Consider the following 26,235-nt stretch of genomic DNA (forward strand, 5'->3'; position numbering starts at 1 on the left):
AAACGTGATAGAGTCAACATGAGGTCTTTTTTATAAGTTAAAACATGGTATTGATCGGCTTTTAAGGGCTGTTATAAGCGTTCTTTAGGTCAAGGTGGTATAATTGTACCCTCGGGTCATAGAGTCTTTTTAAAATGTTATTATAAATTGTTTTGTCTTTTGTAAGCATTTGTCTTTCACTTTTAGGTCCTTCATCTTTTTTTTCCAAGTTGTTCAAAATGCAATAGTAGGTTTTTCATATTTTCGTCTCTGTGTTGTATTTTTATTAGTGACTACTTTTCCAAACTTCTTTCTTTTTGCTCAAAAGTTACTATGAACCATTACTATAGTTATTGTATTTTATATTAGTTTATTATTATATCATTTATTATTATTTATATATATATAATATATAAGATTCTCGGAAAGTGGAAATCAGCCACTGTAGCGGGTTTGAGTATTACCAAATTAGCTAAATTTTTTGGAAATGGAAACGTAATATTTCTTATATTAGATGGCTAAAAATCAACGAATTTCAATAGTTTAAGTGTGAATATACTCTAATTTCCAAATCTTGATAAATTTTCCGGAAATCATGGAAATTTGGTCATGTGGAATTCATTTTTTGTTCTTAAAACCTTACTTTCAGAGAGACAAAATGAACCCACAAAACTTTTATAAGTGAGCTTTAAGTATTTTTTAGAAGTTACCTATTTCAAACCTTCCTGCACCTAGCTTAAACTTACCTTCTCCTTTGGCAAAAGAACCAGTTTTAATATCAAGCCATTTATCCTCTTTTGAGTTTGTAGCCATACCTTTTACTATTTTTCTTTCGTTTAATAGTTCCTGTGCTAAACGTTCAAGTCTATGCCTACTAACACCATGAAATGCAGCTGGTAATCTATGCCGTTGTTGAAACACTCCTGGTCCACCTGTATGAGTAAACGGATGACCTTCTTCTGCTGACACTGCAATAGCTTGCATCAGTATCTTTTTTAAGTATTCATCAGATAATTTTCCAAGCTTAAATTCCTCAGATATATCCTCAAGCAAGCCAGTTGAGGAGCGTAAGTAAGTTCTTATATTCCTATCTGTTGCTCCATTAGACTTAACTATAGCTCCTTGGTATACTGCATTATTAACTTTACTAACCTTTAATGTATTAAACACAGTATTCTGATGCTCTTTTGAAGCAGGCCATAATGCAAAAGAACACCTCACACCATCAACAAGTGCAGTTGTACCTCTTATCGCATCTCTTGCCTGTTCCACAGTCGTAATCGGTTCACTGCACTTGGGTTTTCTCATATGATGTGCTACAATTACAGCTGCTCCTGTTTCATTTGCTAAGTTTGCAAGTAACCCCATTGCGTAATATCCCATTTCTGGATCTGAGTTTATATTAGCATGTACAAATGATACTAGTGGATCAAATACTATTAGTTTTAGATCTTTTACTTTATCTAATTGTCTACAGATGTCTTCAAATTTATCTGAAGTTTCAGGACATTTACCACGCATGTTGCTTTTCACTATAGAAAAGGGCTCTCCCGTATTTGGAATAGGTATAATAAATAATCGATTTTGATATTCTGCTCTCTTGCTACTAGGATCAAGACGATCAAGACGACGGTGTATCTCACCTGCATCATCTTCTGCTGAAAAAATCACTACTGATCCATGCTCTGTAACAAGGGAACCAAAACCACATATCTGATCTGCATCACTTGCAACCTTAAGTGCCAAGTCAAGGAGTAGCATACCTTTACCTGTATCTCCCATAGCAGCTACTATTGAGGTAACACCTAAAGGAAATAAACCTTCAACAAGAAACCTTTGTATTGGTACTGAACCTAAATAACGACTCACACTCCAGTCTAAAATGTTAAGCGGCTGTTTTGTAGATCTTTCTAAACTTTTCATATTTGAAGTATTTGGAATGTCAGTAGATGGGGTATCAATAGTAAGCAAAGGAGTTGAAGCTAAAAATTCTTCAATGCTTATACCCTCCTTTACACAATCAGCGGCATCCCATTTCTCAGGCTTATCTTGAGGAATTTCAAGCACAGCAAGTGATGCAATTCCAATTTCTAAAAGCTTATTTCCAACATTTTTAGCATATTTTGCACCTGCTTCATCATTATCAGGCCAAATAATAATATGTTTGCCTTTAAGTTGTGACCAATCAGTTTTTTTAACATCTGCGTTTGCTCCAGACATTATTGTTGTTGCTGTTATTCCTTTTTCTATTAGAACTTCAGCACATTTTTCTCCTTCCACTAAAACAACTTTATCAGATTTAAGAATACCTGGAATATTATAGAGAGGTCTTATCTTTGGTGCTCTATAACTCAATGCTTTAATATCAAAAGGGCGATATTCTTTCCCTTCAGGAGTGTCATAACGGTAGACTGTTATAATAACTTGATTGTTTTCATCGTAGTAATTCCAACTGCATGTTAAAAATTGTTCTAGATTTTTGTATTCTATAGTATGTTTTTTTCCAAGCCATTCACCTATAGAAGCCATTACTTCAGGAAACTCTGTTCTAGTGCTTTTTCTATGTACTTCTGCCCAAAGGTCAATAATATCACCACCTTCTTTTGTTGCAAAATCGTGCCATAGGCCAGCTTCACTGCCACTTAATTCTACTACTAGACTCTTTCCCTTATCACCTCGTACATTGCCTACATAAAACTTATCGCAACGAAAAGTTCCCCTTGGTAATAGGTATGAAAGACAAGACCTGATATTTAGTAGAAGTTGATCTTTTAACTGTTCTTTCTCCTCTAATGGCTTATAATGTCCATTCTTTAGTGGAGTTGCAGTACTAAAATCACAATAGATATCCATAAAATCTTCTAAATATATTTTAAATTTAATTAATTGAAACTAAGCAGTAGCTATAGTCTTCCAACATCCGTTAACCCTGCTAATGAATTTTGCTGGTATAGGTTTTCCGTTTCCAAGTTCATACGCTACCTGCAGGATATTTTTACGTCTGTCAGGTTGAAACATTACTATACCAGATGTATAGAGGCTTCTTAATGCATTAGTTCCAACCAAAGCTTGAAATGGATTTTTTTCCAGTGTAGCTGTAGATACTTTTTTAGTGTGATGGGTCATGATTATTCCAATGCCGATAGAGCGTAATTTTTCAATCCCACTCCGTAAAAGAGAAAGTGGCATCAGATGCGTTGTCAGAGAGTCTATTGCAATAAGATCGATCATCTTTGTACCAAAATTTTTCACGATGATATCTTTGATTCTCTCTACTCCTTCGTCATTCAACGTTATTTTTATTTCTGAAGTAATAACCAGGTTTTCTTTTGCCAAACTCGTAAGCTCTTTGAGTTCCTGCACGCGCCTTCTCATGTTGTCATATCCCATTTCGTCCTGTAGATAGAGTATCCTAAGCGGTCTTGTAGGTGTCATCTTAAAAAATGGTACTCCTGCTGCCATATGTACTAATAGAGAAAGTAAAAAGCTACTTTTGCCAACTTTTGGAGTACCACCGATAACTAAAAGACCGCCTGGAGTTAAGATTTTTGGACCTATGACATCTTTCGGCATTGGAGATTGATCACTTAAATACTGTCCTACAGAAAACGCCTTTTCCCCTTTTTTTATTGTCCCCTTTGCTTCTTTATTTTGTAATTTCTCAGTATTTTTAGTATTTAACCACTCCTTGGCAGAATCTATATTACCTTTAATTAAAGTCCAAAGATCAATAATGTCACCACTAGTCCCTGTGGTAAAATTACGCCAATTACCAGCTTTTTTACCTACTATTTTGACCATAATGGTATCTCCATTTAAGCTGCCAACATAAGTCTTCTCTTGGTAAAACTTACCATCTGGAATTAGATGAGATACACATCCCTTAATATTATCAATTAATAACGCTCTTATTTCCTTTTTAGACATAAAACCCCCATACATGTTTTTCATACGTTTAGAGCTGAGATTAGCTAGCTCACAAACAGTTTCAAAAGACTCCGAATCAAACCATTCAATTGCTTCTTTCTTTAGCTCTGCATTTTTTCCTGCTGCATCTTTGATAGCTCTCTCAATTACAGCAATCCAGAGTTTCTCTTCGTCGTACTTCAAAATGGCAACCAATCAACTTCAGATTGTTCTGGAGTAATAACAGTAGCAATCTTGTTCTTTTCTCCATACCGATCAGCTTCAATACCAACTTTTGCAGTAAACTCTAACCCGTTAAAATCAGCTATAGAATTGATTTTTCTAGCAATAACTGCTTTTTCTGAAGTGTCATGTGCATGAATATTTCGTGCTGACTCTAAAATACTTCTAAGCATAGAACGACCAGATTCTCCCCAAGTATCTTCTCTTTCAACGCTTGCTTTGCCACTTTTAATACCAATTACTTGAAAAATCTTGCGTTTTGCGTATGGACCTTCAGTGACGGTAAATTCAGCGTTTAAATAGATGCTGCCAGTAGAAAGACTCCTAGTGAACCAACTTTCATATCCTCCCGGCTTTATTGCCATTTTTACCTTGACTATTGTACCTTTCGGTATTAAACTGCTTTGCAGTTTCACGTTATTAAAATCAGTTAAAAAATCTGTTAGCATATTGTTCCCTATAAATTAAGTAAAAAAAAGAATCAACTCCATTGGTCTACAAGCTGCCAATGACCATTTATCTTATCAACAAGCTTGCTTGCTACACGTTCACCATTGCGCAGTTCAAATACTATTTGACGTACAGTACTTTCTTCATCATGAGCAAACATTACCATGCCAGTACTATAAAATCCCCTCAAAGAACCAGCTCCGCTCAAACCCTGAAATGGATCTTCTTCCAGCATCTTTTTCGATAATTTTTTTGTATGATGAGTAAGTACAATGCAAGCATCTGGATTGACAGCACTGCGTAGCTTTTCAAGAGTCTTTTGCAGAAAGAATAACATAGCACTATTATCATTTTCATTTCCATACTCGCTGCTAAAGATGTTACGCAATGGATCTATGGCCAAAACATCAGGTTTAAAGCGTTCATTCACGATTTCCTTGATTTCACTTATTTCATCATGATTAAATGATAAGTGCACCTTTGGCGTAATGATTAAGTTATTGGCAGCTATGTTCAAAAGTTCGTTATCCAGTTGAAGTTGTTGCAAACGTTCTTTCATATATTCATATTCAATTTCAGTTTGCATGTAGAAAATTTTTAAAGGTCTATTTGGTGCCATACCAAGAAATGATCTACCAGCAGCCATGTAAACAAGCCAAGAGATCAAAAAGTCGCTTTTGCCAATTTTAGGTGGGCCACCCAGTACCAATAGACCTCTTTTCGTTAAAATTCTTGGTGAGATTATATCTTCTGGTATTGGCGTTTGATCATTCAAGTATTCTTTCACACTGAAAAAGGGAATTTTTTGACCGATGTTGAAAAAGCTTTGTTCCATATTACTCCTTTTAAAATTAAATTTAGGCAACAGAAGCCAAGGTTTTGGCTTTAATTTTCGCAAGTAATTTACCTAAATGCGGTTCTTCAACCATATCAAGGCAGCCACTTCGATCTTTAGCAGGGTATCCCCAAGTATTAATAGTCTGACAGACAAATGAACGTTTCTCTGTACCATCATCTTTCTTGATTCCAACCATGCTGATTACCTCATCAACTATCCCTGGAATCTCACTAGCAGTTTTAGCTCCTTCACATTGAGGTAGCCAAGTTGGACGATTGCAGTCATCGAGATATTGACCTAATGTGCCAACTATTATGATGTCTTTATCTCTGATATGTTGAAACTGATTGAGCCAAGCCATCATCTCTTGCGCAAGTATTCCGTAAGCAGCTCTCATGTCTTGCTTTCCACTTCTCTCAGAAAAAGCTTCAGGTTGCATTTTTGCCCATAAGAGACAAAGACGTGATGCTACGGTAATGCTATCAATGAAAATACATCGATATTTAGAAAACTCTTCATTGTATTTACTTGATACGTGCTCATAGTGTCTTTGGCTATACGCTTGATCAGATTTTAGTGCAGGGTTTGGACCACCAATTAGGCAAGCAATATCACGAGCTTGATTCCAAGTACGAACACTAATAGAATCTCCCTGCCAATCTTGAACAGCAAGCAGACCTGCTTCAAAGTCAAGACAAAGTGTTGGTTCACTTATAGTCTTTAAGAGGCTGGTTTTACCAATACCGTAAGGACCAAAAATTACTACTTTTATGCCTGTGGTTGTTTTCAGTCTTTCATTATTGTTTAAAATTTTAAAAGTCATTTATTCACCTCAATGTTATATGTTATATATTCAGGAAAGGTAGAATTTATGTTCAATTTTTCTTTTTGCCCTTGTAGTAGATGGAAGAGAGTTTTGTACGTATTTTTCTTATCATAGTATTTAAAGTAGTTCTTGATATGTTGTTCATCTTAGCAACTTCATATAAGTTAAAGTACTTGAGTTGCTCGCATATCTTTTGCATCTTTCTTGGTAGTGTTGAAATCATGTAATCTACATCAGTACGTTTCGCTACTTCATTTTCAAAAGCTTCTGTTTTCTCAATATTGATGTAGTTATTAATATTGCGTTTTATACATAGTTGTTTCTCTAATAAGTTGTTGGCACGACGTTCAGTTAATCTTGCTACAAAAGTGTTAAAGCTACCTTTACTTTCATCATATCTATCAAGATAAGTCCAAATTTCACAGAAAAGTTCTTGCTCAAGATCTTCATGAGTTTCATGAGCAAAGCATTCAAAAAGTTTTAATCTCTTAGCTTGATACCGTATATTTTGAACAACTATGGCAGTTTTTAGTTTCATAACTTTTCCCTAAAACAATTAATGCTTTAAGGATGAGAACTTATAGGTGCACTTTGTAGGACAGGAGCAAAAATAAATAATACAGATGCAATTTTAACCTATTGATATTCTATTGTTTTTTTTCGAGAATAATACAGTTCGATTTTCAAATAATACTGCAATAAAAAATTAGGCAAAAATTCATTTTTTTTGGACAAAAATTTTCCAAATCCTGAATATATATTATATAAGCCTTTCAAACTCATCACAGGTGTCAATTCTTACACAATCAGGAAGAGCAGCAATAGCAGCAAGTATAAAAGAGCAGTCTCTACATCTTGCCTGGGGCAGTGGTGATGCCAATTGGGAAAGTAGTCATCAAGTCGAAAAAGTTTTTGTTGAGGATAAAATAGCCCTAGATCACCATCCCATTAAAGACGTAAAAGTTTTTATCGGACAAACAACTTATCAGCCAAATACAGTTGATAGTAGTACTGGTGTAATAAAACGTACGGAAAATAGCTCTATCACGGCAAATAGTGCAGTTACTGTAGAATATACTCAAAGCACACCACCTGAACCTATAAATTCTATAAAGCTCTTGAATGAACTTGGCAGACGTACTGCAGATGAGGTTCTCTTTTGCACAGGTGATGAGAATGGAGAGCTTTTGACTCCTTCTGGAAGGTTTAGGCCTTCTGATGTACCAACCAATAATCTTTTTCTCAAATTCACTTTCGATTTCACGGATGCAGCAAATCGAGTAATCAGAGAGCTAGGGGTTATGGTTGGTACTAAAGTAAAAAAAGAATTACCTGAAGGACAGAGATATTTTGAACCTCAAGATATAGAAGACCATGGGATTTTATTGATTTTGGAACATACAGTACCACTTATCAGAACATCTGCAACTCGGGAAACTTTTTCATTTGTTGTAACTTTTTGAATTTTTCTAGCATAAAATGACTTTAAACGCCTATTATAACCGCTTTAATCCTGACAAAGGATACGAAAAAAGCTTGTTTCTAGCAGGAAGAGGTCTACAGTCTGCAGAACTAAACGAGACTCAGGAGTATGCTCTCTCTAAGCTTAAAGGCATAGGTGATGCAATATTTCGTGATGGCGATGTTATAACAGGAAGCAATTGTATTATAGATAGAGAAACTGGCAAAGTTACACTTGAAGGAGGAAAAATCTATCTGCGTGGAGCGGTGAGAAAGGTAAGGGAAGAAAAATTTGTTATTCCTCTTAATACTATAGCTCGCATAGGTATTTATTATCTAGAATCTACCATTACAGAACTTGAGGACGAAAATCTTCGTGATCCTGCAGTTGGTACAAGAAACTATCAGGAAGTAGGAGCTGCAAGGCTTAAAGTTTCTACCATTTGGGGTTATCAAGCTGAAGGTGTTTCTTCCCCTTTTTCTGTAAATGGAGAATTTTATCCAATTTATAACATTGAAAATGGAGTATTGATAGAACATTCACCGCCACCACAAGCAAATATAGTAACTACTGCTCTTGCTCGTTATGACAAAGAAGCAAATGGATCTTACGTAGTAAACGGTTTAGAAGTAATGTGTTTGCAGAGAGAAGAAGGGGACGAAAAGGGGAAAAAAATATTTGTGATTAATGAGGGCAAGGCTCATGTTGATGGTTATGAAATTGAGTTACCTCATAGTATTCGTGTTTCTTTTGATGAAGATCCAGATATAAAATCAGTTGAATCAGAACCACATACTTTTCAGCCAAATAGCCAAAGAGTAATGGAACTGAAGGTTAATGATTTTCCAATAAGTGAAATTAAAAAAGTAGATATAACTGTTCAAAAAACTATTACCATTACTCACGGTTCATATTCAGGAGCCATTGATCCGATACCTGACTCTGCAGTACTTGAAATTATTCAAATTAAACAAGGCAATGTTATTTATGAAAACAGCATAGATTATAAACTAAACGCAGGAAACGTTGATTGGTCATTACCAGGCAAAGAACCAGCTCCTGGAAGTAGTTATCAAATAACTTACCGCTGTCGCACTCATGTAAGTCCTGAAGATATAAGTGAGCAGGGGTGTAAAGTAAAAGGAGCAGTTGATAACAGCTTGGTTCTAATTGATTACACCTGGAAAATGCCCCGCTTTGATTTAATTACTATCGATAGCAAAGGAGTGGTAAGAAGAATAAAAGGAATTTCCCACTCTTGGAGACCATCAATGCCAAAAGCACCTAACGGACAACTTTTGCTTTGCTATATTCATCAGACATGGAAAGAAGGCGAAAAAGTAAAAGTAGTGAACAATGCTATTCATGCTGTACCTATGAATGAGCTTGAAGCAATGAAAAAAGGAATAAATGATCTTTATGCGCTGGTTGCAGAGGAGCGTTTACGCAGTGATGCAAATTCAAGAGAACCTACAACGAAAAAAGGAGTATTTGTTGATTCGTTCTTCGATGATGATATGCGTGATCAAGGAATTGTGCAGACTGCAGCGATAGTAAATAGAGAGCTAGTTCTGCCAATAGATGTAGAAGTTGCAGATATTGAAAAAGGTGGGGAAAGATATCTTTTGCCATATGAACTTGAGCCGGTATTGGAACAGCTTTTACAGACTAAAAGTGAAAAAATTAATCCATATCAAGCTTTTGATAAAGTAACCGCAAAAATTACCATAAATAAAAACATTGATCACTGGACAGAGGTTACCACGAATTGGAAAAGTCCAGTAACCAGAGTATTTAATACTAGAGAAACAACAGAGCTGATGTCAAGTAATTCATATGAAGCTGAATTTATGAGAGAAGCAGTACAGAATTTTGAAATTGAAGGTTTTGAGCCAAATGAAAAGCTCAAGGAGGTGAAGTTCGATGGTATCTTCATTCAGCCTACTGCGTAAGAGGTAAAAAATATGCTCACAGCTAACAACAATGGAAAATTAAAGGGAAAGGTGAAAGTACCAGCAAATATTCCAGCAGGTACTAAATTAGTACAGTTTTATGGGGATAAGGGAAGTTATGGAGAAGCAACGTATACTGGTAAAAAAACTATTACCATAGAAGAGCGAAGAAGAGTTTTTGCCAGCAAACGTGTTGATCCTTTAGCACAAACATTTACCTTGGATGAGAGTAGGCATATAGGAGGTGTAGAGCTATGGTTTACAAATAAAGGCAAAAAACGTGTTGTTGTGCAGATTAGGGAAACAACAGTTGGAGTGCCCTCGCAAACAGTCATTGCTGAAAATTCCATCGAGCCAACCAAGATCAATACTGATGGCACAGCAACACGTACAACTTGGTCACCAGTGTTTTGTCATGCAGAGCAGGAATATGCAATAGTTTTACTTACTGATGACGGGGAAAATGCGGTCAAAGTAGCAGAACTTGGCAAATATGATGCAGTAAATAGCCGTTGGGTAACAAGTCAGCCATATCAAGTAGGAGTATTACTCTCATCGAGCAATGCAAGTACGTGGACAGCGCATCAGAATTTTGACCTTACTTTTCGACTACTAGCTGCAAAATTCACCGAATTTTTTCACCTTTTTGATCTTGGGAAAGTTACTGCAAATAATACATCAGACTTAATAGCTTTGACAAATGTTGAAAAAGTGGGTTTTGATACGAATGTAGAGTTTATTTTAGTAGATGAAAAAGGGGGAGAGAGTTTTCCACTGCCATTAAGTTAAGGAAAGAATGGTTAAAAACTGAACTAAAAAGTCAGAAATAATTAAGGATTTATGACAAATACTGAAACAGAATAGAGTAAACTTTAAAGCAGATAAACTCTGAAGTGTAAATTACTTAAGAAATAGTTTGTTTAGAAGTCATTTTACAGGAGCTATGGCAATAAGCTACCCAGTTATTATCAGAAGATATGAATACTACCTCTAGTCAAAATATGTGTTTTCTAACCCTTTTTTGGTAATTGAACGAACGAAGATAAGGTACCTTATGACGATCAACTTTCCTTCCCTTTCTTACCGCCAAAGTGTTCATCAAAAATAGCTTTGATAATTGATCCATAATGCAGTCAGTATCTGATTCCGTAGCAAAAATGTCGAAAGCCAAGTTTTTGATCGCGTTAAATGAGACAGATTTGTTAATGCTCCTCTTAAGCTTATCATCGGTTAAGTCCATATTCAACGCTTCTTCTACATCTTCTGTCATAACACTTTCTAGGTTGCTAATAAAGATAGCTGACCAAAAATCCTGTTTAACAGACTCAACACTTTTTCCTGTAAAATTTTCTAGACTTAGTCTTCCTTTGAGTTTTGCAAAAAATGTCTCAACTCCCCAGCGTAAAAAATATAACTCCTTAAATCCTCCAGTTTGAAACTTTTGTTCATCCATTAATGATGTAGCTAACACTTCAATTTCACCAGATGGCAGTACCACTTTGAAGCGTTATTCCACTATTTTCTTGTTTTATCTTACGCTGAGCACATATGGTAACCTCAACACTAGATGGGCTTTTTTCTTCAAACATAGCATTCACTTCATTAAAAGATGATCTGGGACATCGAATGACATAAGCAATTTTTCTTTTTGTAAGGCTAGAAAGAAATTTATAAGATAAATATACAAATCAGTAAGTCATTAGTATTTACAACTTTAAGCATTTCATCTGCTAAGTTAATTTCATGAGTGTTACCTCTATCTAACACTGACCTTATGGCAACATTATTTAGCACATCTTAACAAACCGCAAAGGTTGCACTTGCATAATCACCTAAATCTTTTGGTTTTTGGTTACGTATTTTTCTTGAGCCAAATTCATTTTTTATTTCAACGCTTGTTGGTAAAATGATTTTGGAGGCATCAAGAGCTAACACTCTAAAGCCAAAACAAGTTTTAAATTTTTGGTCTTGGTAGTACAAGGAAACCACACCTTCGTTAATTTCTGAAAATGCACTGTGTTTCATTTTTTTTCTTGCTTGACTAAAAGCACTAGCAGTAACGGTATAGTCTTTTTTCCTATATAAAATAAATTCGTTTAGTATTACTTGCAGCGACTTTACACTTTTTCTTAAAATTAAGATAAATATGTCAATAAAAGATAACTTCCTCTTTCTCATAAAATCTTTTGAAGATGATTTATGGGATTCTATAAATTCTAGACTTGCCAATTCATTTTGAATAAATTTTATTACTGCCTTTTTTACTCATACTACCTTTAAACTTATTGGTATACATCATTATCCCATAAAATCTATCTTTTTTCCTTAACTTAATGGCAGTGGAGAGTTTTCTGTCTGATAATTTGCCGCTTGCACTGCGTGAAAGACTATCTGGAGAACTAACAGTAAAAGCAAACCTAAAAGGTGGGAAAAAAAGAAGTCCAGTACTTTATCCAGGTTTGCAGTTAGTTCTAGGAAATATTTCAGAGTCCGGAGATTATGTCACGAGGAGCATTACCGCCGGCTCTAACACTAAGATTACCATTACCTATGATGCGCTAATACCTGGTACTGCAGATGTTAAAGCATATGTGCAGAAGGGGGTGGAAAAATGGCAGTTAGTTGATTTAACAGCGGGAAAACCAATCGGAGAAAATTGGGTGGAAAGAACTCACGTGCTATCAAATTTTAATGGTAATGAGACAAGGATAAAATTGGTTTTAAGTGGAACGGTTGTCTATCGTCCAAAAGTCAAAAATCTACGAATCATTGTCACATAGCAGAATGTCAGATGATAAAACAAGCAGAGGATATCCTTTGCCGCATCCAGAAAATATTGCTGTTCAAGATGTGGTCCGTATCCGCACAGCCATAGAAAAGATAGATGAAGATATGAGTGAAAGAGATAACAATCTTAAAAAAGCATTTGAACGACTGAATTTTGAAACTTTCTTGAATTTTTGGGAATGAAAGAAGCAATATACCAAAGGATAAAGGATTTAGCAGTAAATAGCACACCTGATCAACTGGCATATCTTGCAAAATCGCTAGAACTGATAGCAGATAAAAAAGTTATTTCCAACGTTGTGCAAATGACTAAAGTAAAAGAAATAATTGATGCACTACAAAAAAGACTTAAGGATTTAGCAGCAAATAGTACACCAGATCAACTAGCATATCTTGCTAAAGCATTGGAATCAATAGTCGACAAAAGTGCGGTTTCTGAAATTGTACAGATGACAGATGGTAAGCTAAAAGAACTTCTTGATAGTGCAAAAAAACACTTAACTGATCTGGATAATAAAAAAGCTAGTTCTTTAGCAGTGATCTCTGAATCAGAGAAGCAGTTATTAAAGAGAATTGATGAAAAAGGGACAACAAATTTATCGCTACTTGATACGAGAAAGAATGCCAATATTGCAGCAATAAATAGTGTTGGCAATGATCATAAAGATGGTCTTAAAGGTTTAGTGAATAACTTCCGTACTGTTAATGATGTACCAAGTGGCTCATCAATCATGAAAGAAGTAAGAAATCGTCATATGATTGAACCTGGAGCATTACCTTTTTTATTTGGTGTACTAAGTAGAAAAAATAATTACTTTGGTCACGGAACTTTTACAACTGAGCTTGGTCAGTGGAGTAGTGATGTAACAAAAACAGACTATATGCTGCAACTACTAGCAGGTACTCACACATATGATACAAGCTATGTTAGTTTTTATCGGCCAAGACAACTCAGTTTTTTAGAAGGAAGTAAAGGTACATTTATCTATGGAGAATCATACCCAAGATTCATGTATGATGGATTTTCGGAGCAATTCAATATGTTGAAATACCCTTATGCTGCATTGGGAGTAATATTCGTAAAAAACACAAGCAATGTAGATATAAGTAAAACTCTAAACTTTGTTGGATCTGCAATGTGGTATAAAGATGAAGTTAATTATGGAGGAGCAGGATTATTTATAGGTACACCTGATAAAACTAATACAAGGAAGTCAGAGATTTCGAGAATTACTTGGACACGTATTTACCAGCATGAAATTAGCGGTCCTGAATTTATTGCATCAGGTAACATAATCATTCCAGCAGGAAAAACTGTTACAGTGTTACTTTATACGTCATCCAATCTTCACTCAGGAAATGAAAGAGTTGGTGAGACACCTGAGTTCTTTGCAAGTGAGCACATGTATAGCACAATCTATGGTCAATTTATTCAGTGGGGAATATATAACTTTCGCAGCAATTTTCTGACTACAGGACTTGAAATAGATGTAGAGAGAACACTAAGAGCGTGGCAATGTCCAGGATTAGATGCAACATATAAACTTTGGCATTAAAAAAACATATAAGTTGAAAACAAAATACTTTAAAACAAGCCAGAGAGAATTTTTATTGTTAATTGTTTAACAGGTGGGAAAAATTGTTCAACGCAGTAAAAAGAATATTTAAGAAGAGCTATTGCAAAATGCGAAATTTTCTATACTTTCTAGTTTCTGTCTTTATTTTAATAAATATACTAAATCTTAAAAAGTAGTAATCAGAAGAAGAAAATTAAAAGAGTTTTCTTGACAATTTTAAAGAGCAAGTTTTAGCAGATAACTATATGACAGAGGAATTTTTACACGGAGTAAATGTTATTGAGGTAACCTCAGGGTCAAGAACAGTACGCACAGCTAAATCATCAGTGATAGGTGTAATTGGTACTGCTCCTGAAGCGAACGTGCCACTGAATAAACCAGTACTGATAGCAGGAAGCTTAAAAGAAGCAGCAAGACTTGGAAAGAGTGGAAGTTTACCTTCTGCAGTAAATGGAATATTTTCCCAAATTGGTGCAACAGTAGTGGTTATTCGAGTTAAAGAGAGTGATAACAGTGATCCAAAGCTCAAAGAAAGTGAAACTATTCAAAATATAATTGGTGGAGTTGATAAAGAAACCGGAGAATATCAGGGAATTGAGGCATTTCTCAGCAGTGAAAGCATAGTTCATGTTGCGCCAAGAATATTAATTGCACCTCAGTTTACTCATCAGTTACCTGAAATAGATGGAGTAAATTCAGTAGTGAGTGCTTTAATTTCCATAGCAGAAAAATTAAGAGCAATTATTGTTGCAGATGGACCAAATACTAATGATGAAGAAGCAATAAAATGGAGAAAAAGTGTAGGCAGCTCAAGAGTTTACGTTGTTGATCCATGGGTTAAGGTATTTGAAGGGGAAGAAAAACCGGCAAGCCCATTTGTAGCAGGTTTAATAGCTAAAATAGACAGCGAACAAGGCTTATGGCATTCACCTTCAAACAAAGAGATAAATGGTATTGTTGGAACAAGCAGGCCTATTGATTTTACGCTCGGTAATACAAATTGTAGAGCAAACCATTTAAATGAAAATGAAGTAACAACGATAATTCATCAAAATGGCTACAGGCTTTGGGGCAATAGAACATGTTCAAATGATTCGAAATGGGCTTTTCTGTCAGTGAGAAGAACTGCAGATTTAATCAATGATAGTCTACTTCGAGCTCATCTATGGGCAGTTGATCGCAATATTACCAAAACTTATATAGATGATGTGATTGAGGGGGTGAATTCTTACCTTGCAAGTTTAAAAGCACAAGGGGCGATTATTAGCGGAAAATGTTATGCAACACCAGAACTCAATACACCGGCAAATATTGCAAGCGGGAAAGTGTCTTTTGATTTTGAGTTCATGCCACCATATCCAGCAGAACAGATTACTTTCAGGTCACATCTTGTGAGTGGTGCAATATTGTAAAAAGGAGAAAGAGAAATGCTACCAAAGATTTTAAAGAATTTTAACATATTTGTTGATGGTCGTGGTTATGCAGGAAAAATAGATGAAATAACTCTGCCAAAGCTTACCATAAAAACTGAAGAATATAGAGCTGGTGGTATGGATATTCCAATAAATATTGATATGGGCATGGAAAAGCTAGAAGCAGATTTTACTTTTTCTGAATACGATACAGAGCTCTTTCGGCTATTTGGGTTGATAAATGGAAATTCAGTAGCTTTGACGCTCCGTGGTGGAATGCAAGGTAGTGGAAGTAATGATATTGAAGCAGTAATAATCAATTTAAGAGGCATTTTTAAAGAATTTGATTTTGGTAACTGGAAACCTGCTGAAAAAGCAACGCTCAAATGCACTGTAGCTGCCCATTACTACAAACTTACGATAAATGGCAATGAGCTGATAGAAATCGATGCTGAAAATATGATTAGAAAGATAAATGGTGTTGATCAGATGGCCTTGCTGCAAACGGTTTTAGGCATCTGATATAGTTGACAAAATTACATAAAAATGTTAAAATATAAGAAGTTGTAGGTATATAGTTAATATGGATTCTAAAGCTCATACAAATTCCATAGAGCAGCTAACTGGTTTACTTGTTAGTGTAGCACAATCTCAAGACAAGTCCGTTTTAAAGTTATTAACTGAATTAATGGAAGAAGAAATTGAAGATATGGAATTATCTAAGATTGCTGACGAACGCTATAAAGAAAAGAGGGTTAAACATCAAGATGCCTTCTGGGATTAAGCCCTTACAATATAGACTATTCAGAATCTGTCATAAAGAAAGACATTCCGGCTCTTCCAGCAAAAGTAAAGTTAATGATTAAGAAGGCAATAATGGAGCGTCTAACAGTTGATCCAATTGGACTTGGAAAGCCATTAAAGCATAACTTAAGTGGACAACGTAGTCTACGGGTGAGTACCTATCGTATACTTTATTATATAGATGTACCAGAACATACAGTAGTTATTACTTCAATTGAACACAGAAAAGATTCTTATCAAAGCTAATCCTATTTATAGCACCATACAAAGAAATTAGTTATGTAAAACCGATATAGACTTTTATTTAATTAACTTTTTAAGGAGGAACATGCAAGCTATAACACTTAATAACCCAATAACAGTTGATGGTATTTCTGTCTCAGAACTTACTGTTAGACGTCCAAAAGTTAGAGACTATTTGGCAATAGAACGCCTTAATGGTAGTGATCTGAGTAAGGAAGTAACTTTGACTGCCAATTTGACATCAGTTGCAAAAGAAGCGATTGAAGAGTTAGATATTGCTGATTATGTGAAAGTTCAAGAGGTATTAAAGGATTTTTTTTCACCGATTATCCAAAAAACTTGAGATTAGAAATACTAGTGCTTGGCTCTATCATAGGTGGTGGAGTTGAGCACATTCTTGATATGGAGATTAGTGAGTTTATTTCATGGAGCAAATTAGCTAGGGAGTTCAAATGTCAGTATTATCAATAAAAATAGGTGCGGTACTTGATGACAGTTTTAATACTGTAATAAAGGGAAGCAGTAGTCAACTTACCCGTCTTGGTGAGAATATAAGAAAGCTTGACTCATCTTTAAAATCAGTATCAAAGTTTAAGCAGTTGGGTAGTGATGTTTTGACTAGCAGGAGGTCTTGGAAGTGCTTTGAAGATCAGGTAAAATCTTTAGCTAAACAAATGAAAACAATAGAGAAACCAAGCAAAACTTTAAAAGCTGAGTTTGATAAAGCTAAGTTTTCTGCAACAAAAGCAAAAGAAGCATATTTGAAAAAGAGAGATGCTTTGCATTCATTAAATGAAGAAGTAAGGAAAAGTGGAAAGGATATTAAATCCTTAGTAAGAGATCAATATAAACTTGGTTCTTCTATTGAAGTGCTAAAAGGTAAGTATGGTAAGCTTGGGTCTGCAATACGTAGTCACCAAAGTTTTTTAGCAAGTAAAGCACATTTTAAGTCACAAATTGTAGAGACTATTGGGCTAGGGCTAACGCTTGCAGCTCCAGTTAAAGTTGCGATTGACTTTGAAAGTGCTATGGCTGATGTTACAAAAGTGGTAGATTTTAAAAAAGGAACGGATGAAGCAACTAAATTTGCAAAGAAGTTAAAAGAGATGTCACGTACTATACCATTATCAGCCGCAGAACTGGCACAAATAGCTGCAAGCGGCGGTCAACTTGGTATCAAGAAAGAAGACCTTTTTAAGTTTACAGAAGTAGTAGCAAAAATGTCAACAGCATTTGATATGTCTGCAGAGCAAGCGGGTGATTCCATAGCTAAACTTTCAAATGTTTATGGAATTGATGTTAGTGGGATGGAACACGTTGGTAATGTAATCAATCACTTATCAGATAACACTGCTGCTAAAGTAAAGGATATGGTACAAGCGCTTGCTATAGTTGGTGGTACTGCAAAACAGTTTGGATTAAAGTTTGAACAAACCAGCAGCTTAGTAAATGCTTTCATTAGCTTAGGCAAACAACCAGCGAAAGCTGCAACTGCTATAAATGCTTTACTTTCTAAGCTTCAAACTGCTGAAGGTCAAGGAAAAGAGTTTAAGGCAGCACTAGAAGAAATGGGCATAGCCGCAGAAGAAATGGTACAAAGGATAAGTGAAAATGGGGAAGAAGCACTACTTTACTTTTTTCAAACTCTAAAGAAAATGGATAACCAGGAGCGTTCTACAATCCTTATGAAACTTTTCGGTCAGGAATATCAAGATGATATTGCATTATTAGCTGGAAGTTTTAACAAATACGAAGATGCAATAAAGTTATTGGCTAATACAGAAAAGTACAAGAGCTCTCTACAAGAAGAATTCAAAAATCGTGCAGACACTACAGCTAATAAATTACGACTTCTTCGAAATGCAATAGCTGAAGTTGGTATGAACCTGGGCTCAGTGATGCTGCCTACTTTAAAATCTATAGCTGAATTTTTACAAGAAAAAACTAGATATATAGCAGAGTTTGCAGAAAAATATCCAACTTTAACCACGGCGATCATGGGTACTGTAGCAGCCTTGATAAGTTTAAAAATTGTAGCAGTAGGACTAGGATACGGATTTACATTGCTAGGAAGTACGATTTTTAGTCTGAAAGCAAACCTACTTGGAGTATTTTCATTTTTATCAGCTACAGTTTTTCCTGCAGTAATAATAGGACTAAGAGCAATAACACTTGCTGTAATGAGTAATCCTATAGGACTTTTAATTACTGGACTTATCACAGGTGCAGCACTTGTGATAACTAACTGGCAAAAAGTGAAGGAATTCTTTGCTAGTTTTTGGAAATCAATCATAAAACCGATAGGAGAGGCTTTTTCATGGGTGGGAGATACAGTTAGTAGCGTATTTGGGAAAGTGTCAGAAAATAGTCCAATAAAAGAATTTGAGAAGAGAAAAACTGTTATTTCGTTAGTTGATGGAGAAGCTAGCAATTTACTTTCTAAAAATAGTGTTTTTAATAATGGGAATCCTTTATCAAATAATAGTGTGATGAAAGGAATTTCTAAAAATAGCTGGAATAATGTTAAAATTAAACATGCTATTGCAGAAAAGAAATCTATAGTAGATGAGAAAGATCTCAATCTGAAAGAGTACGTAAAAAGCAAATATGAAAATAAAACTTTTAACCAAACTCAACATAATTATTTCAACATAAGTGTACAAGCAGCACCAAATCAAGATGTTCGTAACCTTGCTGATGAAGTAATAAAAAGGATAAGAGAAAAATCACGTGATGTTCTGTTTGATACCATAGACCCTGTTTATTAAAATGTTGTCTCTTGGTCCGTATAAGTTTGCTCCAACAAGTTTAAAGTATAATAGAGAAAATCGTTGGAGCACAATTGAGTGTATTGAAAATATGCCACTATTACAAAATATCGGTCAAGGTATAGAAGATATAGATTTAGAAGGAACGATTTATCTACATAATCTCAATGGGCTCAATCAATTAAAGAATATGAAAGAAGCTGAAAAACCACATGTTTTAGTAGATAGTTTAGGTAATATTTTAGGACAGTTCGTAATTACCAGGTTAGAAGAAAAGCAGATGTATTTTTTACCTAATGGACTACCAAGAAAAGTTGAATTTAGTTTGAGTTTGAAGAGCTATAGATGACTATATATTACTTAACCAAAGAAGGAGAAATGCTAGACCTGATTTGCTGGAAGCATTATGGGTATAGTAGTGGAGCAGTGGAGGAAGTATTGCTTGAAAATCCAGGCCTTGCAGAATACGGAAGCTTTTTGCCTGCAAGATTAAAGATAAAGCTTCCTACTATTCAGAAAATAATACAAAAGTCAAAATTAAAGGTCTGGGAATAAATGCAGCCAGATTTTATAATAGATAAATGTGAATCAATGAAAGATAGAGTCATATCATTGCGCCTTACAGATGAATCAGGAACAATAGACGATGTAGTTGAAGTGTGTGTTGATTACAGAGATGAAAACTTAAATATTCCGAATGAATTGAATATTTCTTTAGGGTACAGGGAAATCGGAGTGATGCCCATGGGTGTATATACAATTAATGAAATTACGGTGCAGAGTCCGCCTAAAACCTTGCTAATAAAGGGTCATGGAACAAATTTAAGACTATCATTAAAAGAGAAAGTATCTAAAGAATGGCATCAAATTACTCTAGGTAACTTGGTTAAGGAAATAGCAGAAAAGCACGGATATGGATGCAGAGTTGCAGAAGAATTTGAAAATGTGTTGATACCACATATTAACCAAATAGATGAAAGTGATATAAGTCTGTTAACAAAGATCGCAACAGAGCGTGAAGGAATGGCAAAGCTAGCTGGCGGATATATACTTTTTATTCCAAAAGGCAAAGCAAAATCGGCAACTGGAAAAGCTTTAGGAACAACAGCTATTAGACCTCAAGACACGATAAATTGGAAAGTGCATTTTACCGTACGTGATAAGTATAATTCAGTAGTAGCAAAATGGCACAGCTATGAAAAGGGCGAAACTATTAAAGAAACAGTTGGTAGTAGCGAGCCAAGTTATATTATGCTGGAACTTTACTCTAATGCAGAGTCAGCGTTGAGTGCAGCAAATGCTAAGTTAAAACAACTAAAGCGAAATAATGCAGTATTGGATATCACTATACCTGGTAATCCAGAGTTATTTGCAGAAGCTAAACTTAATCTTATAGCTTTTAATCAAGCGGTAGATGGTGAATGGATAGTTAACAGAGCGGAGCATACTTTAAATAGCTCAGGTTACCTTACTATGTTGTCAGCATCTTTGAGTAAGTAATGTTAATAAAAAATGAGTAAATGATCTATTTAATATTAAAAAGATGTTGAATATGGATAAATTGGGTCAAGATACAAAAAACAAGCTGCATTTTTGGTGGCTTATAGCAGTAATAGTATGTATTATTGCTACCTATTCCTACATGAAGGCAAAAGCTGCAGATAATTATAAAACGATATTACGCATTGCTTCTCAAAATTGTAACTTAGAGACTGTAAAATTCTTAGTAGAAAATCTATTAGATATTAATGTGCAGATCCCTAAATTAACAGCACTACATTATGCTGCAGAAGAGGGATGTGCAGAGGTTGTAAAATTCCTAGTAGAAAAAGGAGTTGATATAAATGCTACGAAATATGAAAGATGGACACCTTTACATGCAGCTACATATGAAGGCAAATTGGAGATAATTAGATTTTTATTAGACAAAGGTTCAGACCCTACCATTAGAGATACAGATGGAAAAACACCAAGGAAAATTGCTGTATTAAGATCACGGCATAATAAGGACAAACCTTATGATGAAATCATTAAGCTACTTGCAGAAGCAGAGGACCGATACGAATCAACAAAAAGTAATCACTAAAGCTGTAAGTTTTCTATAATCTGTATATAAACTTCTAAAACTATCCATAACAAGTTAATATTTTCACATGAAAAAGCAAAAAATCCCAATTACGGTAATTATTACCATATTAATCCAAACCGTAGCATTGATATGGTGGTTATCCAAATTAGACTCAAGGGTACAATTTCACGATAAACTTATTGAATATGGTTTAATGGAAAAAGTGTTAGTGCTTGAGGAAAGGGTAAAAAATCTTTCTGAGGAATTGGATGAGTTTAAATTACACGTTCTAGGCGGAAAAATTAAATCTTAATACCTTTACCTAAACTCACAATGATTAAATACATTTTATCCGTTGATGGAGGTGGCATTAGAGGCGTCATACCAGCCATTGTACTAGCAGAAATAGAAAAGAGGGCAAAGAAACCGATAGCTGAAATCTTTGATTTAATGGCAGGAACCTCAACTGGTGGAATTGTTGTAGCAGGGTTATGTAAAAAAGATGAACGGGGAAATCCCCAATATTCAGCAAATGATTTAGTTGAGCTTTACCAAAAGTACGGAGCATATATTTTCAAGTCATCATTCTTGAGGCGATCAATACTATCTTGGTTTAACTGTGCACAATACCCACATAAAAATATTGAATCTGTACTGGATAAATATTTTGGTGATGATACCCTACAAAACACTTTAAGTAATGTAATGATTACAAGTTATGATATTCACAATAATTGTCCATTTTTCTTCAAAAGTTGGAAAGAGGATAGGAATTTCATTAAGTTAAAAGACGCACTCAGAGCCACAACAGCAGCACCAACATACTTTGCACCTAAGTATTTAGAAGTTAAGCAAGAGAAAAGAGTGCTAGTGGATGGAGGAGTGTTTGCCAATAACCCAGCGGCTTGTGCTTATGCAAATAGTAAAAAACTTTTCCCTAATGAAGAAATAGTGCTGGTGTCAATTGGCACAGGTAGGCTATCTAATCGAATAAAGTACAGAAAATTAGGAAAGATAGCCTGGATAAAGCCTCTGTTAAATGTGATGTTTGCTTCGAGTCTTGATGTAGTGAATTACCAGCTAAGTAATGTAATGGACGACAGATACATCAGGATACAATCACAACTGACAATAGCGTCGGCTGAGATGGATAATGTAACACCTAAAAATATTAAATGTCTGCAGCAGGAGGCAAATGCAATGATAGAAGGTAATCAAAAAGTAATCGATAAATTTTGCGATATCGTATCTTAATTTACATAAAAATGCCAAGTAAACTGAAGAAATTATACCACAAAGCAAAGAAAGGTTTAAAAAACATAGTTTCGCCCAAAAAGCATACTAAGGGTCAAGAAGCTAAAACTTCAAACGATAAGCCAAAACCGCTCTCTGAAATTGTGGTGAAACCTAGCCTATGCTTGAAAGTAACCTCTAAAGCAGAAAATGTCAAAAAAGATAAAAAAGGAATAAAAGAAAAAATACAAAGCTTAAAAACAAAACCCGTAGAAAAAGAGCTGAAAAGAGGCAAAGTGTTCAAAAAAGGCTTCAAAAAGCTAAAAGGGAAAATAAAAAGCCTAAACCCCATAAAGTCCAAGAAAAACAAGATAATCGGGAGCAAAAGACTAGCATTTTTACTAACATCTGCTACAATCGTGGCAATTTTACCAACATTCAGTCTAACTCCTCTGCCAGCACTAGCAATAACTTCTGCATGTGTTTTCAGTATTAATTTTATTGCAGTCAAGACATTAAAGAAGTTTATTAAACAACGCAAATTAGCAGTAAGATCCGAAGCTGAGCCAGAAAAGCTAGAAGAGGTATCTGTTGAACAACCGAAATCTAAGCAAATTTTCAGAGATGGTAAATAGATTTATTAAGTAAATAACTACGTTTATTTATATCTTAATACATTATTTCTGAGTACCTCTGTTTTTAATCCAGAATTCAATTCATTTTTGGACACTCACTAACAGTTAGTCCAGATGCTCGCAAGATAATATCAACAGCAATACCTGCCTTAACTAGATCCTTTGCAACCCTGATTTTCTCCGCTTTTTTAACCTTTTCTTTGCCAGTCTGCATTCCTTCAGATAGAGATTTGACTAACGCATCCAATACATCCCTTGATCCTTGGTCCTCAATTTCTTTGTATCCACCTATGAACCTCAATAGCTCATTTTCATATTCTGTTGGTTCAAGAAATAGAGCTTTAATGTTAACTGATAATGCCTTTGCTATCTCATCTAATATTTCAATTGGAATGTCTGTGTATCCTTGTTCATAGTCGTGTATTTCTTTAGATGTTGACCCGACTTTATTTGCTAACTCCTCTCGAGTGTATCTCCATATTAATCTCTGCTCTTTTATCCTTTTTCCCACTTTGTAGAGTACAGAATCAGTACAAATTTCTTTCTCTGTATCATCATATTCGTAATTAGATAAGCGAGTCGCTTGAGAAATAATATCAACTGAAACTCCTTCTTTAACTAGATTTTTTGCTACTTCTATTCTCGCTTCCTCTTGACTAATTTTTTCGCTAACATATACAAATCTTACTAATGGATAAAGCTTCTTGCGTAATTCCTGGTCCTTAATTTCTATATGTATTTTCGTTAGATAGACTATTTCTTCATCCTCATCTTCATACCAACTGTCTTCTTTTAGTTCTGTTGGTCCTGGAAGTAGATCTATAATACTAACTGATAGTGCCCCTGCTATTCTATATAATTCTTCAATTGGAATATGGCTATACCCCAGCTCATAGTTGTTTATTTCTTGGTACGTTGACCCAATCTTACTTGCTAACTCTCTCTGATTGTACCCTTGTATTAACCTGCAACTTTCTACTTTTTGTCCTATCTCGTAGTTTATAGAACCAACCGGATTAAAATCGCTTTTTCTTACAGAAGTAAACATATATCCTCATCTACAGAAACAAACCTATATATACAACACGCTAGACTATTTTACTATAAAAATTTTAACAGATAAACCAGCCATTTGCGAGATCAGAAACCCCTTCTTTAACTAGACTCTTTGCAATTTTTTGCTTCTCTAACCTTTTCTTCGCAAACCCGTATGCCTTCAAATAAAGATTCTATTAGTATGCGGCGTAATTCTTGACTCTCAATCTTTTTGTATTCTTCTATTAAATTTGATAGCTCTACCTCATCTTCTGTCGATTCGGGAAGTAAATCTACGATACTAATTGATAATACCTTTGCTATTTCATCTAATGTTTCAAGTGAAACAGCAGCTCGTCCTTGTTCATATTCGTATATTCCTTGATTTGTTATCACCCCGATTTTATTCGCTAAATCTTCTTGGGTGTGTCCTCGTCTTAACCTCCACTCTTTTATCTTTTGCCCTACTTTGTATGGAATAGGAATTTTTTTCTCCTCATATTCACCAATAGATAAGCGCGAAACAGAAACTCCTTCTTTAACTAAACCCTTTTCCGCTTTCACTGCTTTTCCACTACTTTCTTCACTAACCCGGATGAATTTTGTTAATAAGTAAAATATTTTGCGTAATTCTTGACTCTTAATCTCTTTATATCTTCTTGCTATCTCTTCTCCTTCAAGATAACTTTTTGATACTGCTTGTCCGGAAACTAGATCTTTAACACTAACTGATAATGCTTCTGCTATGGCATATAATTTTTTAATTGGAATTCTACGTCCACCTTTTTCGTATTGCAATATTAGCCAGTACTTTACACCGATTTTATTCGCTAGATCCTTCTGAGTATATCCTTGCTTTAACCTACAATTTCTTACTTCTTGCCTTACTCTGTAGTTTATAGAATCATGAGCCACTCTTTTTCACACGAACTTTAAAACAAATATATATCCTGTTCTTAAATTTTATTAAAGTTCTTCCTTAATTTTTAACTGCAAAAACTTAAGACATCCAAATCGTCCAAAAAAAGGTAAAGCCGGGAGGCCGGCCTTACCTTCAGGAACTAAAGCTTATCTTAGAGCTTTTTTTATACTCTTTTATCCATTTACCTAATCCACTAGCCTAGCTCTCTTGCTGTTCTCGCTCATGACCCTTTAGCTAATTCCACAGCTTTAACTTTAAATTCTATTGTAAATTTTTTCTACGTATACCCCCTAATTAAAAACCTCCTTCTCCACTCTTTTTAAGTAACCGTTGTAAGTGGAGAAGGAATTCGGTTGTTTAACGTTCCACAGAGGTTGCTTTACTACCCCCATGTACTCTATCCACCCACGACAATGTTTCATTCTTGCCAACTGCCTTTATTTCTTCTGTGGCCCTCTTTTCACTCCATATGCCACACCGTGTGAAACCTCCTTCTCTTATTGCCTTTTCGATCGTCTTTCCTCCTAACAGACAATTTTCCATTATTTCTCCTCCTTCTTCTTGTAATTTCTCCCACGTTTCTTTGTCTTCTACTATTACTTGTACTTGACCGTAATTTCCTGCATCGTGGCACAATCTAATTTTTAGCTCACCAAGGCTTGAATGAAGCGTCATTTGAAAATCGCTGTTATCTGATAGATCAACATAATTTCTTGTACCTCCTTTTTCGCTTCTTACTTCAATTTCACCATTGTCTATTTTTATTATGTAACTTCCTGATTCTATCCATCCTTTGTTTAGACCCAAATTGCTTGTACCTTCTATTACTTTCGCAGGCTCTACTCTACCACCAGAAAATTTCATATAAAATGTATCGTTGTCTATTTCTACCTCTTCTACGCTTCCTCCTTGAACAGCATTTTCACCAGCTTCTTTCAGCTTTTGAAGTCGCTCATTTATCTGCGGTTGAATATTTGGTTGCAGTTTGCTGTAAATTTCGCTTGCAAGTTTATCATTTAACAGATCGTAACCAAATGTTGCGCCTCTCAGTCTGGTAGAGACTCATGACCTTGAAACCAGCGATTTGGTCTCATA

The 26,235-nt window shown here is 35.1% G+C and carries 26 protein-coding genes and 4 pseudogenes; 20 read left to right on the plus strand and 10 right to left on the minus strand.

Features of this window, described 5'->3' with window-relative positions; all coding sequences use genetic code 11:
• Positions 1–678: 678 nt before the first annotated feature.
• The 6 genes from DEF52_RS03850 to DEF52_RS03875 are packed head-to-tail and all read right to left on the minus strand — an operon-like array spanning position 679 to position 6,780.
• Positions 679–2,832, minus strand: a complete 2,154-nt coding sequence (locus DEF52_RS03850) for an AAA family ATPase (protein WP_151807913.1) — start codon at positions 2,830–2,832, stop codon at positions 679–681.
• A 39-nt stretch (positions 2,833–2,871) separates the two neighbouring features.
• Entirely contained in the window at positions 2,872–4,101 is a 1,230-nt protein-coding gene (locus DEF52_RS03855; RefSeq protein WP_237357344.1) for an AAA family ATPase, read from the minus strand.
• Positions 4,086–4,577 carry a hypothetical protein gene (locus DEF52_RS03860; protein ID WP_151807915.1) on the minus strand — a complete coding sequence of 164 codons (492 nt, stop codon included), beginning with the start codon at positions 4,575–4,577 and terminating at the stop codon, positions 4,086–4,088. Before DEF52_RS03860 ends, DEF52_RS03855 begins: the two co-directional genes overlap by 16 nt.
• A gap of 32 nt (positions 4,578–4,609) precedes the next feature.
• On the minus strand, positions 4,610–5,413 hold the full coding sequence (locus tag DEF52_RS03865) for an AAA family ATPase (protein WP_151807916.1): 804 nt from the start codon (positions 5,411–5,413) through the stop codon (positions 4,610–4,612).
• Between the two features lie 22 nt (positions 5,414–5,435).
• Positions 5,436–6,239 (minus strand): ATP-binding protein, encoded by an 804-nt coding sequence (locus tag DEF52_RS03870; RefSeq protein ID WP_151807917.1) that lies wholly within the window; start codon positions 6,237–6,239, stop codon positions 5,436–5,438.
• Positions 6,240–6,291: 52 nt separating this feature from the next.
• Entirely contained in the window at positions 6,292–6,780 is a 489-nt protein-coding gene (locus DEF52_RS03875; RefSeq protein ID WP_151807918.1) for a sigma-70 family RNA polymerase sigma factor, read from the minus strand.
• Positions 6,781–7,030: 250 nt separating this feature from the next.
• Between DEF52_RS03875 and DEF52_RS03880 the strand changes: the two genes are divergently transcribed.
• The 3 genes and pseudogenes from DEF52_RS03880 to DEF52_RS03890 all read left to right on the plus strand — a co-directional run.
• Positions 7,031–7,705 (plus strand): hypothetical protein, encoded by a 675-nt coding sequence (locus tag DEF52_RS03880; protein ID WP_151807919.1) that lies wholly within the window; start codon positions 7,031–7,033, stop codon positions 7,703–7,705.
• Positions 7,706–7,721: 16 nt separating this feature from the next.
• Positions 7,722–9,656, plus strand: a complete 1,935-nt coding sequence (locus tag DEF52_RS03885) for a DUF4815 domain-containing protein (protein ID WP_151807920.1) — start codon at positions 7,722–7,724, stop codon at positions 9,654–9,656.
• A gap of 12 nt (positions 9,657–9,668) precedes the next feature.
• Positions 9,669–10,427: pseudogene (locus tag DEF52_RS03890) on the plus strand (hypothetical protein); the annotation flags it as partial.
• A gap of 223 nt (positions 10,428–10,650) precedes the next feature.
• On the opposite strand, the pseudogene DEF52_RS03895 reads toward DEF52_RS03890, so the two are convergent.
• Positions 10,651–11,906: pseudogene (locus DEF52_RS03895) on the minus strand (IS4 family transposase).
• Positions 11,907–11,998: 92 nt separating this feature from the next.
• Between DEF52_RS03895 and DEF52_RS03900 the strand changes: the two are divergent.
• From DEF52_RS03900 to DEF52_RS03975, 17 genes and pseudogenes are all read left to right on the plus strand, one after another.
• Positions 11,999–12,436 (plus strand): annotated as a pseudogene (locus tag DEF52_RS03900) (hypothetical protein); the annotation flags it as partial.
• A gap of 4 nt (positions 12,437–12,440) precedes the next feature.
• A complete protein-coding gene (locus tag DEF52_RS03905; RefSeq protein WP_151807921.1) occupies positions 12,441–12,626 on the plus strand; it encodes a hypothetical protein in 186 nt (61 codons plus the stop codon).
• Positions 12,623–13,999, plus strand: a complete 1,377-nt coding sequence (locus DEF52_RS03910) for a hypothetical protein (RefSeq protein ID WP_151807922.1) — start codon at positions 12,623–12,625, stop codon at positions 13,997–13,999. Before DEF52_RS03905 ends, DEF52_RS03910 begins: the two co-directional genes overlap by 4 nt.
• A gap of 266 nt (positions 14,000–14,265) precedes the next feature.
• Complete coding sequence (locus DEF52_RS03915; protein WP_151807923.1) at positions 14,266–15,432, plus strand: phage tail sheath subtilisin-like domain-containing protein; 1,167 nt, start codon at positions 14,266–14,268, stop codon at positions 15,430–15,432.
• A gap of 15 nt (positions 15,433–15,447) precedes the next feature.
• Positions 15,448–15,954, plus strand: a complete 507-nt coding sequence (locus DEF52_RS03920; protein WP_151807924.1) for a phage major tail tube protein — start codon at positions 15,448–15,450, stop codon at positions 15,952–15,954.
• 61 nt (positions 15,955–16,015) lie between these two features.
• Positions 16,016–16,216, plus strand: a complete 201-nt coding sequence (locus tag DEF52_RS03925) for a hypothetical protein (RefSeq protein WP_007303020.1) — start codon at positions 16,016–16,018, stop codon at positions 16,214–16,216.
• Between the two features lie 92 nt (positions 16,217–16,308).
• The gene (locus DEF52_RS06580) at positions 16,309–16,482 is read left to right on the plus strand and encodes a type II toxin-antitoxin system RelE family toxin (protein WP_237357345.1); all 174 of its coding nucleotides are present in this window, start codon (positions 16,309–16,311) and stop codon (positions 16,480–16,482) included.
• A gap of 82 nt (positions 16,483–16,564) precedes the next feature.
• On the plus strand, positions 16,565–16,822 hold the full coding sequence (locus DEF52_RS03935; protein WP_007303022.1) for a phage tail assembly protein: 258 nt from the start codon (positions 16,565–16,567) through the stop codon (positions 16,820–16,822).
• Positions 16,819–16,950, plus strand: coding sequence for a hypothetical protein (locus DEF52_RS06770; RefSeq protein WP_272897548.1), 132 nt, complete (start codon positions 16,819–16,821; stop codon positions 16,948–16,950). The genes DEF52_RS03935 and DEF52_RS06770 overlap by 4 nt, the downstream gene beginning before the upstream one ends.
• Complete coding sequence (locus tag DEF52_RS03940) at positions 16,932–19,247, plus strand: phage tail tape measure protein (protein WP_151807926.1); 2,316 nt, start codon at positions 16,932–16,934, stop codon at positions 19,245–19,247. Before DEF52_RS06770 ends, DEF52_RS03940 begins: the two co-directional genes overlap by 19 nt.
• Position 19,248: 1 nt before the next feature.
• Complete coding sequence (locus tag DEF52_RS03945) at positions 19,249–19,596, plus strand: phage tail protein (RefSeq protein ID WP_151807927.1); 348 nt, start codon at positions 19,249–19,251, stop codon at positions 19,594–19,596.
• Complete coding sequence (locus DEF52_RS03950; RefSeq protein WP_151807928.1) at positions 19,593–19,802, plus strand: tail protein X; 210 nt, start codon at positions 19,593–19,595, stop codon at positions 19,800–19,802. The genes DEF52_RS03945 and DEF52_RS03950 overlap by 4 nt, the downstream gene beginning before the upstream one ends.
• Positions 19,803–20,747: a contractile injection system protein, VgrG/Pvc8 family gene (locus tag DEF52_RS03955; protein ID WP_151807929.1), complete on the plus strand. Its 945-nt coding sequence runs from the start codon at positions 19,803–19,805 to the stop codon at positions 20,745–20,747.
• A 52-nt stretch (positions 20,748–20,799) separates the two neighbouring features.
• Positions 20,800–21,333: an ankyrin repeat domain-containing protein gene (locus DEF52_RS03960; RefSeq protein ID WP_151807930.1), complete on the plus strand. Its 534-nt coding sequence runs from the start codon at positions 20,800–20,802 to the stop codon at positions 21,331–21,333.
• A gap of 67 nt (positions 21,334–21,400) precedes the next feature.
• Positions 21,401–21,628 (plus strand): hypothetical protein, encoded by a 228-nt coding sequence (locus tag DEF52_RS03965; RefSeq protein WP_151807931.1) that lies wholly within the window; start codon positions 21,401–21,403, stop codon positions 21,626–21,628.
• Between the two features lie 20 nt (positions 21,629–21,648).
• On the plus strand, positions 21,649–22,569 hold the full coding sequence (locus tag DEF52_RS03970; protein ID WP_151807932.1) for a patatin-like phospholipase family protein: 921 nt from the start codon (positions 21,649–21,651) through the stop codon (positions 22,567–22,569).
• Between the two features lie 11 nt (positions 22,570–22,580).
• The gene (locus DEF52_RS03975; protein ID WP_151807933.1) at positions 22,581–23,183 is read left to right on the plus strand and encodes a hypothetical protein; all 603 of its coding nucleotides are present in this window, start codon (positions 22,581–22,583) and stop codon (positions 23,181–23,183) included.
• A 76-nt stretch (positions 23,184–23,259) separates the two neighbouring features.
• Here DEF52_RS03975 and wmk (DEF52_RS03980) read toward each other — a convergent pair whose 3' ends face one another.
• The 3 genes and pseudogenes from wmk (DEF52_RS03980) to DEF52_RS03990 form a co-directional block, all read right to left on the minus strand.
• A complete protein-coding gene (gene wmk / locus DEF52_RS03980) occupies positions 23,260–24,231 on the minus strand; it encodes a WO male-killing family protein Wmk (RefSeq protein WP_151807934.1) in 972 nt (323 codons plus the stop codon).
• Between the two features lie 64 nt (positions 24,232–24,295).
• Positions 24,296–25,133: pseudogene (wmk, locus tag DEF52_RS03985) on the minus strand (WO male-killing family protein Wmk).
• A gap of 364 nt (positions 25,134–25,497) precedes the next feature.
• On the minus strand, positions 25,498–26,004 hold the full coding sequence (locus tag DEF52_RS03990; RefSeq protein WP_151807935.1) for a hypothetical protein: 507 nt from the start codon (positions 26,002–26,004) through the stop codon (positions 25,498–25,500).
• Between the last annotated feature and the right edge of the window lie 231 nt (positions 26,005–26,235).

The organism is Wolbachia endosymbiont of Nasonia oneida, assembly GCF_009012935.1.
Taxonomy (GTDB): domain Bacteria; phylum Pseudomonadota; class Alphaproteobacteria; order Rickettsiales; family Anaplasmataceae; genus Wolbachia; species Wolbachia pipientis.